Below are 13,834 nucleotides of genomic sequence, written 5' to 3'. Positions count from 1 at the left end.
GCTGCAAGGCTCCGGCGGATTTTTGCATTCTGATGGCAGCTGTTCCTGTGACCCGCCGGCCTCTTCCCGCGCGAAGCTTGTCGATTGCGTTCGAATGCGGGAGAGTGCCCCCGGATGCGCGCAGGGCCGGGGACACGGCGGGTGTTTGAAGGCTTCTACAAGGTGAGATTTCAGCTCGGCGACGCGGTCGGCCGGAGCGTGATGCATGCCGGCAATGGCAAGATGCTCGGCGGCAATTCGGCCTTCGCCCATATCGGCACCTACGACAAGACCGACAGCGGCGTCGACGTCGTGATCAAGACCGTCCGCCATAACCCCGATCCCAACTACCGCGCCATGGCCGGCACCGACGATGCGACCTTGATCGCGAAGGGCTGGGCCGATGGCGATCTCTATCGCTTCAAGGGCGAGCTGAAAGAGCTGCCGGGCGTACCCTTCCAGTCGCTGATGACGCCGATCACCGAAGACGAGGTGCCGATCGTCGGCGGCGTTGGTGAGGCCGGGATCGCCGATGGCCTCTATTCGATTCATCTGCGCATGCTCGACGGCCTCGATGGCGGCCTCACCGGCGTGATGCTGCTCAACCAGGGCCGCATCCTCGGCGGCGATGCGGCGTTCTACTATCTCGGCAGCTACACCGCCGCGAAGGGCCGCTGGAAGGGCCAGATCCTCAATCAGGAGCACACGCCGGCCAAGGACGATCCGATCTTCGGCGGCCACGAGGTCGGCATCGGTTTCTCCGGCCGCTATGACGCGGAAGAGGCGGTGCTGGAGGCAACGGCGCTCGCCGGCAAGCGCAGCCTGCGCCTGACCGCCGCGCTCAAGCTGATGCAGCGCGCCTGATCGCGACAGGAATTGCATATGGAAAACATTCGCATGCTCTCGACGCTCGGCCTGATGGGTGCGATGCGCAGCCTGTCGTCTGCGTGTGAAGTTGCGACGGGCGTGCGCATCGACGCCGATTTCGCGCCGACCCAGGCGCTGCTGAAACGGCTCCGCGATGGCGAGGCGGCCGATCTCGTCATCCTCACCCGCGAGGGGCTCGACGCGGTGATCGGTGAGGGCCGCGTGGTCGCCGACAGCGCGGCTGACCTCGCACGTTCCTACGTCGGCATTGCCGTGCGGGCAGGGCAGGCGCATCCCGACATCACCAGCGAAGCCGCGTTGCGCGCAACGCTGCTTGCGGCGCGATCCGTCGCCTATTCGCGGCTCGGCGCCAGCGGAATCTACTTTGCCCAGTTGATCCAGCGATTGGGCATCGCGGTCGAGATCAACGCCAAGGCCACCATCGTGCAGCAGGGCTTTACGGCGGAGCGGCTCGTCAACGGCGAGGCTGATCTCGCCGTACAGCAGATCAGCGAGCTGAAGCAGGTTGGCGGCATCGAGGTCGTCGGCCCGATCCCGCATGATTTGCAGACGCCGGCCGTGTTCTCCGTCGGCCGCATGGCGAATGCGACACATGCCGAGGCCGCCGACAGGCTGCTGCGCTATCTGGCCTCGCCGGAGGTCGTGCCCGTGCTGCGCCAATCGGGACTCGAGCCTTGAATTTGCCGGGGCGGGGACGCAACGTAGTGGCCATGCGCGCTTATGTCCTCGCAACTCTCTTGGCGCTCGCCACGCCCCTGGCGGCGCGGGCGCAATCGGCCGATCTCGTCCTGTGCGACCGGGTGGCGGCCGATCCCAGTGATCCCGACAAGCCGGCCGACGTGAAGGGCGTGACGGAGATAGCTTCCTCCGACGTCGCGACCGCCATCAAGTTCTGCAAGCAGGCCGCCTCCTCCTCGCGCAGGGCGATGTTCGCGCTCGGCCGCGCCTATGCCGCCAACCGGCAGACGAGCGAGGCGATCGCCGCCTGGCGCAAGGCTGCCGACAAGGGATCGAGCTCTGCGATGGTCGAGCTCGGCGTCGCCTATGGCACCGGCTCCGGCGTTGCGAAGGACGAAGCACAAGCGCGCAAGCTGTTCGAGAAGGCGGCGCAATCAGGCAATCCCCGCGGCGTCAGCAATCTCGCCGCGCTCGGAGGCGCAGGTGGCGCTGCGCCGGCCGATCCCGCGCAGGCGCGCGCGCTGCTCGGCAAGGCCGCCGAGACCAACGCGGAAGCGCAGTACCAGCTCGGCCTGATGCTTGCGAGCGGCAATGGCGGGGAGAGGGACGACGCCGCGGCGCGCGCGCTGTTCGAGAAGGCGGCCGCGCAGAACCATCCCGGCGCGCTGGAGCGGATGGGCGCCTTCGCGGAAGGCGGCCGCGGCGGGCCGAAGGACAAGGATGCCGCCAAAGCCTATTACGAGCGCGCCGCAGCGCTCGGCGACGATGACGCCAAGAAGGCGCTGGAGCGCATTCGCTGCCCCTATGCGATCAAGGACAAGCAGGGCAAGCTCGTCACAACGCTGTGCTTCTGAGCCCGCACTGCCGGAACCTGGCTCGCGCCTACGCCGTTGATATCAAGACACAACGGAGCGCGATCATGATCCGCAAACTGGCATCGGGCGAATACCGCCTCTATTCACGCAAGGTGAATCCGAAGACCGGCAAGCGCCGCAATCTCGGCACCTTCAAGAGCCGCGCGGCGGCCGAGAAGCACGAGCGCGAGGTGCAGTACTTCAAGCGGCACTGATGGACGGCGAATGCCGTCCAGGAGCCCGGCAAAACAAAACATGCGAAAACAACCCCATGCACAGTAGCCAAGGGGTTGAAAACGCACGCATTGCGGATTAATCGAAATTCAAATTGACCCGTCGGGCAAAACAGGGGCATAATGGCATCATGACAGCGAACGCCCCGTGAGCGGCCCTGCGCGAAAGCCGGGTGGCTTCAATGCGGCGACGGTGCTAGGTAGCCCCCAGTTTTTTCCGATTTTGCAGGTTCAAGACGTTGCTGGACGGACTGTACAAGGTTGAATACGGCGTCAACGATGCGTTCGGCCGCAGCATCATGTGCCTGCACGACGGCAAGATGCTGGGCGGCAATTCGGGCTTTGCGCATCTTGGCACCTATGTCGAGCGCGACGGCGAGATCATCGCCGAGGTCATCACCGAGCGGCATAACCAGGATCCCAACTACAAGCCGCTGATGGGCGCCGACGTCGCCTCGATCGGAGCACGCGGCCGGCTGTACGGCAACCAGATCCGCCTTCAGGGCAGCGCGGACACGATGCCGGGCGCCAATTTCTGGGCCAATCTCACCCCGCTCGACGACGAGGCGCTGCCGCCGAGCGGAGCCGTCGGTCCGGGCGGGATCGCCAACGGCCTCTATGGGATGAGCCTGCGCGCGCTCGATGGCGTGGATGCCGGACTCTCCGGCGTGATGCTGCTGATCGACGGCCGCATCCTCGGCGGCGATGCGTTCTTCTACTATCTCGGCTCCTATTCCTCCGCGGACGGCCGCTGGAAGGGCGAGATGCTGAACCAGGAGCACACGCCGGCGAAAGGCGAAAATCCCGTGTTTGGCGGCCTCGAGGTCGGGATCGGCTTCTCCGGCACCTGCATGGCCGATAGCGGTGAGCTCGAAGGCATCGCACTCGCCGGCAAGCGCAGCCTGCGCCTTGCGGCCTCGCTCAAGCTGATGCGGCGGGCGTAGGGCGTCTACTCACAAATGTCCGATGTCCTCTGCTGGGGTGAAGCAGGCTTTACGCGTCGCTCCGGGCAATGTCAGCGAGCGCCCCATCTCCGACCGCCCGAGTCGACGCACGCTCCGCTGCGCTCCCGTGACACTGCGGCTTTTGTCTTTTTCAGAACGTCCTAGCCAACGCCCTTCACGACGAACGATTTGTCCGAAATGAAATCCAGGCCATGTCCGCGTGGCTCACCGACCTAGAAACCGCTGCAACGCAGCCGGGTCGTCAGCGTATGCTCGGGCGCCGGCGTGCCATACATCACTCATAAAAGGGACCGCGATGTTTATTGCTCTTCTGAAATTTGGATCTAAAAAGGCACAAGCCGGCCAGTTCATGCAAGGCCACAACGATTGGCTCAAGCGCGGCTTCGACGACGGCGCATTCCTGATGGCAGGGAGTCTTCAGCCGAACCTTGGCGGAGCCATACTCCTGAGCGGTCGCCTCTCTCGTTCGCAGGTCGAGGAGTGCGTCGCTCTCGATCCATTTGTCGCGGCGGAAGTTGTTACTGCCGAGATCCTCGAGATTACGCCTTCACGCATAGACGACCGCTTGACGGACCTTTTCGCCTGACGCTTGACGATCTGTCGGCGGTAGCAGCTAATTGGCAGCAGCGACATCCTGCGACGCAGGACCTGGCTTACGCAAAGAGATCGGTGAATGGCCGAATGCCAATGCGTATGCGCGCGAGAACGCCGCTGCGCTGCCAAAACCCACGCGCCTCGCGACCGACTTGACGCGCTCGCCGCGCTGGAGCTCACGCTGGCCAAGTGTCAGCCGCCACGCCTTAAGATAGGCAGCCGGTGTAGTGCCGGTCACTTTGGGAAACAGAGTCATGAAGCGGCTCCGCGAGAGTCCGCTGATACTCGCAAGCTCCTCGGTGTGCCACGGGCGAGAGGGTTGATCGTGCATCGCGACCAGAGCCTTATGGATCGCTGGGTGGGATAGGCCGGCAAGAAGTCCTGGTCGCGTTGAGCCGATATCGATTGCTCTCCGAAGCACAAGCAAGATGATCACCTCGCACAAGCGGTCGAGAGCGACTTGCCTGCCGCATCGCATGTCCGAGGCCTCGGTTACAAAGGCTACAGTCAGAGCTTGTAGGGTAGGGGACTCGCCGAGGGGGATCACGATCCGCTCGGGCATTGCATTCATGAGCGGGTTTGTGATGCCCCCGAACTCGATGGTCGCCGCAGCCAGGATATCGCCGCCGCGATCGGGCATCGCATCACGGTGGGGGCAGAAGACGACGCTCCTTGCGCAGCCACCCTCTCCAACAACAACAAGGTTTGCGACCGCGTCTCGGGCATCTTTCGCAGCGACCGTAACCGACATTTGGAAGGCATCGAAGAAGGCGGAAAGCCTGTCGCGCTTGGCCGTCACAGGACTCTCAATCATGTTTCGGGGACCATTCATGCTCTCCAGTGTGGCATGAGCTGGATCTGGGAGCAACCGGTCCTGTGCTGCCCCTTGGTCCGTGAAAGGAATCCAAATGCTTATACCTCGCCAGAAAGCGCCGCCCCTTGTCATAAACACGCTCGACCATGGTCCCTTCGACCTGGCAACCGAGAGCCCAGAGCGCATGTCGCTCGTCTGCTTCTATCGCGGCTTGCATTGCCCGATCTGTGCCAACTACCTGAAGGAATTAGAACGCCTGACGCCGGAATTTGCCATCCGCGGCGTCACCACCGTCGCTATTAGTTCAGATGGGGAGGAGCGAGCTCGCCAGATGGCGGACAAGATCCAAGCCAAGAATTTGCGTGTCGGATATGGTCTAGGACTGAGCGATGCTCGCAATTGGGGTCTGTATATATCGACATCTCGGGGAAAGACCTCGATCGGAATCGAAGAACCTTCTTTGTTCTCTGAACCCGGCGTGTTTCTGATCAGACCGGATCAAACGATCTACTATCTCTCCGTCCAATCCATGCCGTTCGTCAGGCCCAACTTCTCTGAAATGGTCCAGGCGTTGGATTTCGTCATCAAGAACGACTATCCAGCCAGAGGAGAATATAACGGCGCGATTTAAGACGTTGAGCCCGTCTTGATCCCGCAGGCTCAAACGTTAGCGCTACCGCTTTCCGAAAGATTCCAGGCTCGCTGCCGGTGATCGCTGAACTGAGGCGGCGCGCGACAATCTAAGGCCGCAGAACAATCTGCGGCCATTTTGCCTAGCCGTTACTCTTTTCTGAGTGCTCAGCACAACTTGGTGAGTCCGGCTGCCGTATTCGATCCAATTGAAAAAGCGCTCGTGTGAGGCATCCCACAAAGGTTGTGTAGTATTCACGATACGACTCCGCAAGGGCACCGATGCCCGGTCTCGTCAATTGTGGCGGGATGGCTATAGGAGAAATTCAAATGGCAATTTCTTATCCAAAGCCACATCCACCATCACCTGCTCCAGCTAATACTGCTGTACATAAGCTGGTCCACACTCCACCCAATGATCTTGTCCAGGCAGCGGAGTTGCACTTTCACAAGTCGCTAAAGCACGACGACGACGGGCGAGTGATCCCGAGCTCATTCAAATCATTTTTAGCAGCTCTGAATGAGCATCGCCCGGCGGATTTTCAGAACATCGAGTCAGCCGCCTCCGTCCGCTCGTAAATCCGCAAGCAGGTCTGGCCGCCGATCGACTCACCTCGGCTGGTTGGCATTTCCGCATTCCGAAGCCACCGGAGCAGGACGGGAAGCATGAGACTGCAGCCGCGGAGATGATTGAGCTTTACTGGATGGCATTGCTCCGTGACGTCAATTTTCTGGATTATCCGAGCAACGCCCTGGCACAAGCCGCAGCCAGCGAACTGAGCGCTCTCAAGCTATATGCCCATCCCGACTCGAGTAATCATCCCAACTACACTGCCCGGCCCGTCACGCCGGCAACGCTTTTCGAGGCGGCGAATGGACGCCAGCGGGACAAACGAACCAGGAGCACCTTGGGCCGCTCGTTTCACAATTTCTCTGGCTTGACGTGCCGTACGGGTCTTTGCGGATCAAGCAAACTGAAGGGCGGGTTGTAAGCACCGACTATCAGTCTGGAGGCGTCCCTCACATGATCGCATTGGCTCGACGTGCAGAGAGGAAAAGCCTTTCCGTCATCGATCGAACTCCCGGCCACCCCGCGGTACATTCAGAACGCGGGCGACATCGCGCGATACGTCCATCTTGACGCACTGTATGAAGCCTACTTGAACGCTGCCCTGATCTTGCTCGGTAGCCCTGGCGTTAAGCTGGATGCGGGAAATCCCTACAACCGGGATGCGCCGGTCTTCCCGCATGAAGAGGGCTTCGGCACCTTTGGCTCGCCGTTCATACTTTCGCTGGTCTGCGAGGTGGCGACATGTGCGTTGAAGGCGGTGTGGTACCAGAAATTTATCGGAAACCTGCGCCTGCGCCCGGAAGCCTATGGCGGCTTGGTCCATCGTGCGCTGCACCCCACGGGTTTGAAGGCCGCCGAGGCGCAATTGGCGCTCTCAAGCGGGCTTGCGGTGTTGCAGGCGTCCAACGCCTCGGGCGGCGCGGTTGCAAGAATCAGGCAAGCGAACGCCGCTCACGGCGCCAACAGCGACAGCTACCTGCTGCCGATGTGTTTCGCCGACGGCTCACCGGCGCACGGTTCCTACGGTGCGGGCCATGCCACTGTCGCCGGCGCATGCGTCACCGCGCTGAAGGCTTATTTTGCAGGAACACAGAAGCTCAAGGATGTTGGGATTACGCCGGTTATCCCGACGTCCCAAGGAACAGACCTGACAACTGTCGGAGTGCCGGATGCTGACCAGCTAACGATTGCAGGCGAACTCGACAAGGTCGCGTCCAACATTGCAATCGGACGCAACATGGCGGGCGTTCACTGGCGTACCGACTACAGCGCGTCCACGCTTCTAGGGCAGCGGATTGCGACGAGCGTCCTGTATCACCTCCGGCGGGACTACCATGAGCGTCCCTGGAAGTTCAGCTACCTGAGCTTCGGCAAAAAGGTCGTTGAGATAGAGCAGGACAGGGTCACCTACGACGGAGCCCTTGTCCTCGATGGTGACGACGACCTTGATCCTGCTCTCGAGGCGGCAAAGCTTTCGGCAATAGTTTAGTCGCGAAAGTCCGGCGTAATTGAATGTTGCTCTCGATCGCTGCGGCAGTCGCCATCTGCCGCAGCGGGCTGGCTCTATCCATTGCTCCCTAAGTTGCTGCAGAAACACCCTGGCTGCTGCCGATCGATGGACCGCTTCTACGCGGTTCTTGGACGGTGATGGCAGGGTCGGACCGGGCTCAATCGAGTGCAGGGCACAATCGGCGCTGATGACCCAAAGCAGGTAAATTGACGACGACGTTCGCGCTCGCCGGCAAGCGCAGCCTGCGCCTTGCAGCTTCGCTCAAGCTGATGCGGCGGGCGTAGGGCGTCTACTCACAGCGCCGCGGTTGGATCAACCGGTGTGCTCGCGTTGAAATCCGGATAGATCGGCCACATCGTCGCAGTCATTTACCTTGCTCGTTGTGGCTAAGCTTCAGCCAGGGCAATTGCTCGTTGGCGAAAAAATGCTTGCTCGGCTGGAGCTCCGCCGCCCGGTCGAAGGCACCGACGTGATAGTACGTCTCCGTCGGAAAGTGCACGGTAGCGCAGGTCAGCGTCGAGCCGCAGCGGGCACAGAAACCGCGCGTCGTTCCCGGCGATGATTCAAACGTCGTGATGGCGCCTTCGGTCACCGTGACAGAGTCGTTCTCGAACCCGACGAACACGCTAACGGGCGCGCCGGAATGGCGGCGGCAGCTATCGCAGTGACACCAGAAGATCGGCCGGCCTCGCGCCTCGAAACGCACCGCCCCACAAAGGCAACGTCCTGAAAAGGTTTCGCTCACGTTCGTGCTCCGGGCCTGACCTCCATAGCGACGAATACTATCGCCCCCGAGACGAAAGTGAGCGCGCCGATCGCTCCGATCGCCCAGGCCATGCCGAACAGGTCGGCGATGATGCCGGCCGATAGCGCCCCGATCGCGTAACCGAGATCGCGCCAGAAGCGATAGACGCTGAGTGAGCGTGCGCGCCAGCTTGGATGCGAAGCGTCGGACACGGCAGCGATCAGGCTCGGGTACACCATGGCCGTACCAAGTCCGAGAAGCAGGCTGCCGACCAGCCACCATTCGAAATGGCTTGTTGCAGCGCTCAAGAATAGACCCGCGGCCTGGACCCACATGCCGGCCACGATCAAGCCCTTGCGGCCCCACCGATCAGAAAGAGGGCCCGTGGCGATCTGCAGGATGCCCCAGGTGGCCGGATAGACGGCCTTCAGTATGCCGATCCGGTCGACGGGGAGGCCGAACGAGGCGAAGAACAGCGGAAAGATCCCCCAGCTCATTCCATCATTCAGATTGTTGACGAGCCCAGCCTGCGACGCGGCGAATAGATTGCGATCTCCGAACGACGTGAGGACGAATATCTCCCTGAAGCTGATCGGGGACGCTTGACGCGCATGCGCTGCGGTCTCCAGCCGAACGTGCTCGCGAGTGTCGCGCACCAGCAGGATCGAGAGCACTGTGCCTAGAATCGCATAGGCAACGCCGAGGTAGATCGGTGCCGGCCGCAGTCCGTATTTCGAGGCAAGATATCCAGTGAGGAAAGCGGTCACGCCTACCGCGAGATAACCGGCGAACTCGTTCAGGCCCACGGCAAGTCCCCGCGACTTCGGTCCGACGAGATCGATTTTCATGATTACCGTCATCGACCAGGCAAGACCCTGGTTGATGCCGAGAAGGGCGTTTGCTGCGATGACCCATCCCCAGCTCGGCGCCCACATGATCATGAGCGGCACCGGCAGGCCGACGAGCCAGCCGAGGATCAGAACACGTTTGCGTCCCCAGGCGTCGGCGAGCTGGCCGGAGATCAGATTGGCGCAAGCCTTCACGACGCCGAAGCTGACGATGAAGGAAACCACGAGCGTCGTCGAACTGATCCTGAATTCCTCGGAGCCGATCAACGGCACGACCGTGCGCTCGATCCCGACCATCCCGCCGACGAAGGCGTTGATCAGGACGAGCAATGCGAACTGCGGCCAGTTCTCTTTCAGCCCCAGTTGGACAGACGAGGCAATCTGTGGACCAGTTACAGCTTCGGTCATTAGTTCAGGCCGCGGCCGCCGCCATGCCTGAGTTTGCCGCCCTGATCCGCGCGGCCTCTGGCGGCGCCGGCGGAATCTCGGCGACCATGAACCGAACAAACTCGGCTTCATCCTCGATTTTGAACGCCTGATTGTGCCGCTTCTCGAAGCCGATCGCGGAGGATGGTTTGCCGCTCAGGCGCCGACCGCAAGCCGAGCTCGCATAGGCGCCCGGCAGCACCTCGACGTAGTCAGGAAGCTCCTTAAGCCTGCTCACGCTTCGGAACAGTTGCCTGGCGCCTTCCTCCGCGCTCACGGCAAGTTCGGTGCGGCCGAGATCGCCGACCATGAGCGTGTGACCGGTGAAGACGAGCCAGGGTTCGTTGGCGCGTGTTTGGTCTGTAACAAGGATGCAGATGTGCTCGGGCGTGTGACCCGGTGTGTGCATCACCGTCGCCGACACGTTGCCGAGGGGAAGAACGTCGCCGTCGTGCACACCCTTGTAGGGAAACGATACACCAGCCTCCGTCGAGAGCACGTACTCAGCTCCCGCTGCGGCGGCGAGCGCCCGGCCCGCTGACAGGTGATCGGCATGGACATGAGTGTCTATGACGAAATGGATCCGCATGCCGGTATTGTCGGCCGCCTGCAGGTAGGGCTGAATATCGCCGACCGGATCAACGACCGCGCCGGCAGCTTTGCCGCCGCAGCCGAAAAGGTAGGAGATACCGACTGGATCGCTATGCAAGAACTGGCGGAGAATCATGGACTTGCACTCCCTCGAGAGAAACGCTAGTACATTCAATCAGTCTGCTGAATGATATATTGAGGGGCCGCCGTGTCAAGCTCAGGACCGAAACAGGAGATCTATGAAAACCTTGCCGAGGTGGCGCAGGCGCTCGGCCATGCTCACCGGCTTGAGCTGCTGGAGCACCTTGCGCAGGGGATACGCACCGTCGAGGAGCTGTCGGCTCGGGCACATCTGACATTCGCCAACACGTCGCGGCATCTGCAGATACTGAGGCGCGCGCGCCTCGTCGAAACGGAGCGTCGTGGCAAGCACATTCTCTATCGCCTCGCTGGCGATGCCGAAGTAGTGACGCTGATCAAGGCGCTGGGTCGGGTCGGTGAACGGAATGTCGCCGAGATCGGTCGTGTTGTGACCGATTACTTCCAAGCCCGTGATGCGCTTGAGCCCGTCTCGCGCGACGACCTGGTCGCGCGATTGCGGGACGATCTGGTCACGTTGCTCGATGTGCGGCCCGAGGATGAGTTCGCGCTGGGCCATCTGCCGGGGGCGCTCAACATTCCTCTGGCTGAACTGGAAAGACGTTTGGGCGAGTTACCGCAAGGCCGTGAAGTGATTGCGTATTGTCGCGGGCCCTATTGCGTTCTTTCGTTCGAAGCCGTGGCGGCACTGCGGGCGCGCGGCTATCGCATTCGCCGCCTTGAGGACGGTTACCCGGAGTGGAAGGCCGCCGGCCTGCCGGTCGAATCCGTTGCTTGAAACAGGTCGATCAGGTGCATCATGGATGATAAGCCTCATCGCGCGGAACCCGCGTGGCCGATCGTTGGCGTAAAGGATCACAAGGCGCCCTCGGTGTTCCGGCCTGAATCCCTGTTGAGGGAGGCGCGCCGGCAGAGGCAGTTGCCGCTCGTAGCTGTGCCCGAAATCTGCGTGCTCGATCCGGATGGTGACGTCGTCCGTCACCTCAAGCGGACCGGCGTCGGCCGCATCCATGAAGGTTGGGCCTGCTACCACACCGAGCTTCTTGCCTTCGATCTCGACGACATCGGCGAGGTCGGGATCGTCGGCTGCGCGGTCGGGGCACCCTTCGCCGTCCTGGTCGCCGAGCAGCGCTTCGCGTCGAACTGCCGACTGCTCGTCAGCGTCACCTCGGCGGGCCAGATCAATCCCATCGGACCTACTCCCTATTTCGTCCTGATCGACCGCGCGCTGCGCGACGAGGGGACGAGTTATCACTACCTGGCTGGCTCGACTTTCGCGGCAGCACCCGACATGTCGCTTCTGGATCGCGTCGAGCGGGCGGGCCGATCGCTGCCGGAGAAACTGCATCGCGGTTCGACCTGGACGACGGATGCTCCCTATCGCGAGACCGAAGCGGCGATCTCGCGAGCGCGCGAGCTGGGGACGCTCGCCGTGGAGATGGAAGCTGCGGCGCTCTACGCTTTCGGCACGACGAGCGGCAACTCGATCGTCTGCTTCGCCCACGTCACGAACTCGATGGCGCAGACCGAGGGCGACTTCGAGAAGGGCGAGGCCGACGGCGCCAAGGCCACGCTTGCCGTCGTTGCCGCTGCGGCGCGCGGCTGGCAGAATGACGCGACGATCTCGGACAACGCTTGAACCGCAGGCAACAAATGCAGCTAGAGTCGACCCTCACGTGTCCGGCGTGTGGCCATCAACAGATCGAGACCATGCCGACGGATGCCTGCCAGTTCTTTTACGACTGCAGGAGGTGCGGCCTACGGCTAAAGCCCAAGTCGGGCGACTGCTGCGTCTTCTGTTCCTACGGGACCGTTCCATGCCCCCCGATTCAAACAAGGGGGGTGTGCTGTTCGTAGACTATTTGGCCTGTCCGGATCGCGAGACGATCACCGATTGCGGCGCGGTCGCGAATGGCGTAGCTGGATTAATCCTGATCGGCCAAGCCGAAGGGACGAAGCAGAAAGTGCCGCCTATCCGTTGGTCATTGATCAAATCCTCTACGCACGGGCTGACGAAAAGGACGGCATAAGCTGACTTTGTGCCGATCAAAATCACCACGTTTGCCTCTGGCCTTAAGCCGTCACGATGCTCGACGGGCCGACGAAGTGATCGAATAGCATGAAGGGTCAGGTTGTGGCCCGAATACGAACTCCGGGCGCAGCGTCAAATTGTCGGCTCATCGGGATAGAGAGGCGGCCGGCCAATCGTCCGAGTGGCGCTTTGACCCAAAGGCGTCGAACAAGTCTGGATCGCCGCCTCGATGAGCGTGCGTTTGATTCAGAATTGAACCAAGGGAATGACGGTGCTATCGTTCAACGACATCATTCCTCGTTGGTATGATGGTGCGGGCGATCAGGCTTACGGACTGCCGCCTGCCATTTGTAATTGGAATACTTCAGCTGGTGCCCCGCCTCCGGACCCATTTCAAAGTCGGCCGGGCAATGTTTCTTGACGCGTTACCCTCCGACATTCCCCTTGACTCGGAGGCGGGCATTTTAGGTCAGGCGTAACCAACAAATCGATTTTCGACATGTCCATTCTGGAAAGTCGAGCCGATCGCGGCGCGGTCAATCAGCGTTCTGCAGGGCGCAACCGTCGTCACCTGATCGCTTCGATAGTGTGCGCCACTTGCATCGTTTCATTGGCAGAGGATGCGTGGGCTCAATGTGCAGCTCGCGATGTCCTGCAAAACGAGATGAAGGCGCACAAGCCGCGTCCATCCTATGCGCTCCAACAGCTCAGGTCCGCGCGCGATGTTCCGACGTGGAAGACAATTAGGGTCGGCACCTTTGCCAATTCTGTTGCGCTGCGTAACGTGCTGGACGCCATGCGGTGCGGTGTCGGCGGCACGGCTGCCGAAATCCTCGCTCGACCGACCTTCACCGTTGCTTCTAAGGCAGCCGAAGTGAAGCTTGTCGTTGTGCGAGTAGCCGAGCTTGGGTTCAAGACGGATACCGTGACTTTGGCTGCTATTTACGCGCGCGCCATGCAGATCGGCTTTAAGCTCGCCGACGCGGAGGTCGGTCCGCAATTGCGGATTCAGTATCTGGACCAGCCTATGGGCGAATTTCTCACCATCGCAATGAAGCCAATCAAGACGTGGGGCGGCGAACCGACTATTCTGAACGTCGCGAATGGCGGAGCTGGATTGATCCTGATCGGCCAAGACGGGAGGGACGAAGCGGAAAGTGCCGCCACGTCCCGTTTTGTTTTCGCGCGATCCAACGAACCTGCACCCAACAACGAACTTGAGAAGGCAGCCGCACTTTCGCCCCCGTGGACGGAACGGCATTCTGGACCTCAGGGTAATTGGTAGTCCGGTTGTGGACCCGGATCAGGCTTCCGGGCCACTTCTAATATGCCTGAGCGGAGATCCGGCGAGCTCTTATCCGGCACGCCGCGAGCATG

Annotated in this window: 17 protein-coding genes; 13 read left to right on the top strand and 4 right to left on the bottom strand. The window is 61.6% G+C overall.

What is annotated here, in order from left to right; genetic code table 11:
* Positions 1–141: 141 nt before the first annotated feature.
* From ACNJX8_RS23325 to ACNJX8_RS23300, 6 genes are all read left to right on the top strand, one after another.
* On the top strand, positions 142–843 hold the full coding sequence (locus ACNJX8_RS23325) for a GrlR family regulatory protein (RefSeq protein WP_439361960.1): 702 nt from the start codon (positions 142–144) through the stop codon (positions 841–843).
* Positions 844–861: 18 nt separating this feature from the next.
* On the top strand, positions 862–1,545 hold the full coding sequence (locus ACNJX8_RS23320; protein WP_439356882.1) for a substrate-binding domain-containing protein: 684 nt from the start codon (positions 862–864) through the stop codon (positions 1,543–1,545).
* 32 nt (positions 1,546–1,577) lie between these two features.
* The gene (locus ACNJX8_RS23315; protein ID WP_439356881.1) at positions 1,578–2,399 is read left to right on the top strand and encodes a tetratricopeptide repeat protein; all 822 of its coding nucleotides are present in this window, start codon (positions 1,578–1,580) and stop codon (positions 2,397–2,399) included.
* Positions 2,400–2,464: 65 nt separating this feature from the next.
* On the top strand, positions 2,465–2,614 hold the full coding sequence (locus ACNJX8_RS23310; RefSeq protein WP_007609497.1) for a hypothetical protein: 150 nt from the start codon (positions 2,465–2,467) through the stop codon (positions 2,612–2,614).
* A gap of 257 nt (positions 2,615–2,871) precedes the next feature.
* The gene (locus ACNJX8_RS23305) at positions 2,872–3,576 is read left to right on the top strand and encodes a GrlR family regulatory protein (RefSeq protein ID WP_439356880.1); all 705 of its coding nucleotides are present in this window, start codon (positions 2,872–2,874) and stop codon (positions 3,574–3,576) included.
* A 316-nt stretch (positions 3,577–3,892) separates the two neighbouring features.
* Positions 3,893–4,183: a YciI family protein gene (locus tag ACNJX8_RS23300; protein WP_439356879.1), complete on the top strand. Its 291-nt coding sequence runs from the start codon at positions 3,893–3,895 to the stop codon at positions 4,181–4,183.
* 27 nt (positions 4,184–4,210) lie between these two features.
* On the opposite strand, the gene ACNJX8_RS23295 is transcribed toward ACNJX8_RS23300, so the two are convergent.
* Positions 4,211–4,990, bottom strand: coding sequence for an AraC family transcriptional regulator (locus tag ACNJX8_RS23295; RefSeq protein ID WP_439356878.1), 780 nt, complete (start codon positions 4,988–4,990; stop codon positions 4,211–4,213).
* A 109-nt stretch (positions 4,991–5,099) separates the two neighbouring features.
* Between ACNJX8_RS23295 and ACNJX8_RS23290 the strand changes: the two genes are divergently transcribed.
* The 3 genes from ACNJX8_RS23290 to ACNJX8_RS23280 all read left to right on the top strand — a co-directional run bounded on the left by ACNJX8_RS23290 (position 5,100) and on the right by ACNJX8_RS23280 (position 7,695).
* Positions 5,100–5,636 (top strand): peroxiredoxin-like family protein, encoded by a 537-nt coding sequence (locus ACNJX8_RS23290; RefSeq protein ID WP_439356877.1) that lies wholly within the window; start codon positions 5,100–5,102, stop codon positions 5,634–5,636.
* 685 nt (positions 5,637–6,321) lie between these two features.
* Complete coding sequence (locus ACNJX8_RS23285; RefSeq protein ID WP_439356876.1) at positions 6,322–6,627, top strand: hypothetical protein; 306 nt, start codon at positions 6,322–6,324, stop codon at positions 6,625–6,627.
* Between the two features lie 168 nt (positions 6,628–6,795).
* Positions 6,796–7,695: a vanadium-dependent haloperoxidase gene (locus ACNJX8_RS23280; RefSeq protein ID WP_439356875.1), complete on the top strand. Its 900-nt coding sequence runs from the start codon at positions 6,796–6,798 to the stop codon at positions 7,693–7,695.
* Positions 7,696–8,080: 385 nt separating this feature from the next.
* On the opposite strand, the gene ACNJX8_RS23275 is transcribed toward ACNJX8_RS23280, so the two are convergent.
* The 3 genes from ACNJX8_RS23275 to ACNJX8_RS23265 are packed head-to-tail and all read right to left on the bottom strand — an operon-like array spanning position 8,081 to position 10,462.
* Positions 8,081–8,461, bottom strand: coding sequence for a GFA family protein (locus ACNJX8_RS23275; protein ID WP_439356874.1), 381 nt, complete (start codon positions 8,459–8,461; stop codon positions 8,081–8,083).
* The gene (locus ACNJX8_RS23270; protein ID WP_439356873.1) at positions 8,458–9,717 is read right to left on the bottom strand and encodes an MFS transporter; all 1,260 of its coding nucleotides are present in this window, start codon (positions 9,715–9,717) and stop codon (positions 8,458–8,460) included. Before ACNJX8_RS23270 ends, ACNJX8_RS23275 begins: the two co-directional genes overlap by 4 nt.
* 4 nt (positions 9,718–9,721) lie before the next feature.
* Positions 9,722–10,462 (bottom strand): MBL fold metallo-hydrolase, encoded by a 741-nt coding sequence (locus ACNJX8_RS23265; RefSeq protein WP_439356872.1) that lies wholly within the window; start codon positions 10,460–10,462, stop codon positions 9,722–9,724.
* A gap of 72 nt (positions 10,463–10,534) precedes the next feature.
* Here ACNJX8_RS23265 and ACNJX8_RS23260 point away from each other — a divergent pair, with 72 nt between their 5' ends.
* From ACNJX8_RS23260 to ACNJX8_RS23245, 4 genes are all read left to right on the top strand, one after another.
* Positions 10,535–11,203, top strand: a complete 669-nt coding sequence (locus ACNJX8_RS23260; RefSeq protein WP_128934193.1) for an ArsR/SmtB family transcription factor — start codon at positions 10,535–10,537, stop codon at positions 11,201–11,203.
* 141 nt (positions 11,204–11,344) lie between these two features.
* Complete coding sequence (locus ACNJX8_RS23255; protein WP_439356871.1) at positions 11,345–12,064, top strand: nucleoside phosphorylase; 720 nt, start codon at positions 11,345–11,347, stop codon at positions 12,062–12,064.
* Positions 12,065–12,078: 14 nt separating this feature from the next.
* Complete coding sequence (locus tag ACNJX8_RS23250; RefSeq protein WP_439356870.1) at positions 12,079–12,282, top strand: GDCCVxC domain-containing (seleno)protein; 204 nt, start codon at positions 12,079–12,081, stop codon at positions 12,280–12,282.
* Between the two features lie 674 nt (positions 12,283–12,956).
* The gene (locus tag ACNJX8_RS23245) at positions 12,957–13,742 is read left to right on the top strand and encodes a hypothetical protein (RefSeq protein ID WP_439356869.1); all 786 of its coding nucleotides are present in this window, start codon (positions 12,957–12,959) and stop codon (positions 13,740–13,742) included.
* The last annotated feature ends 92 nt before the right edge of the window (positions 13,743–13,834 follow it).

This window comes from Bradyrhizobium sp. SPXBL-04 (assembly GCF_051853035.1).
GTDB classification, from domain to species: Bacteria; Pseudomonadota; Alphaproteobacteria; order Rhizobiales; family Xanthobacteraceae; genus Bradyrhizobium; species Bradyrhizobium zhanjiangense.
Note: the sequence above shows the minus strand (reverse complement) of the source record. Positions and strands in the feature narration are given on the sequence as shown.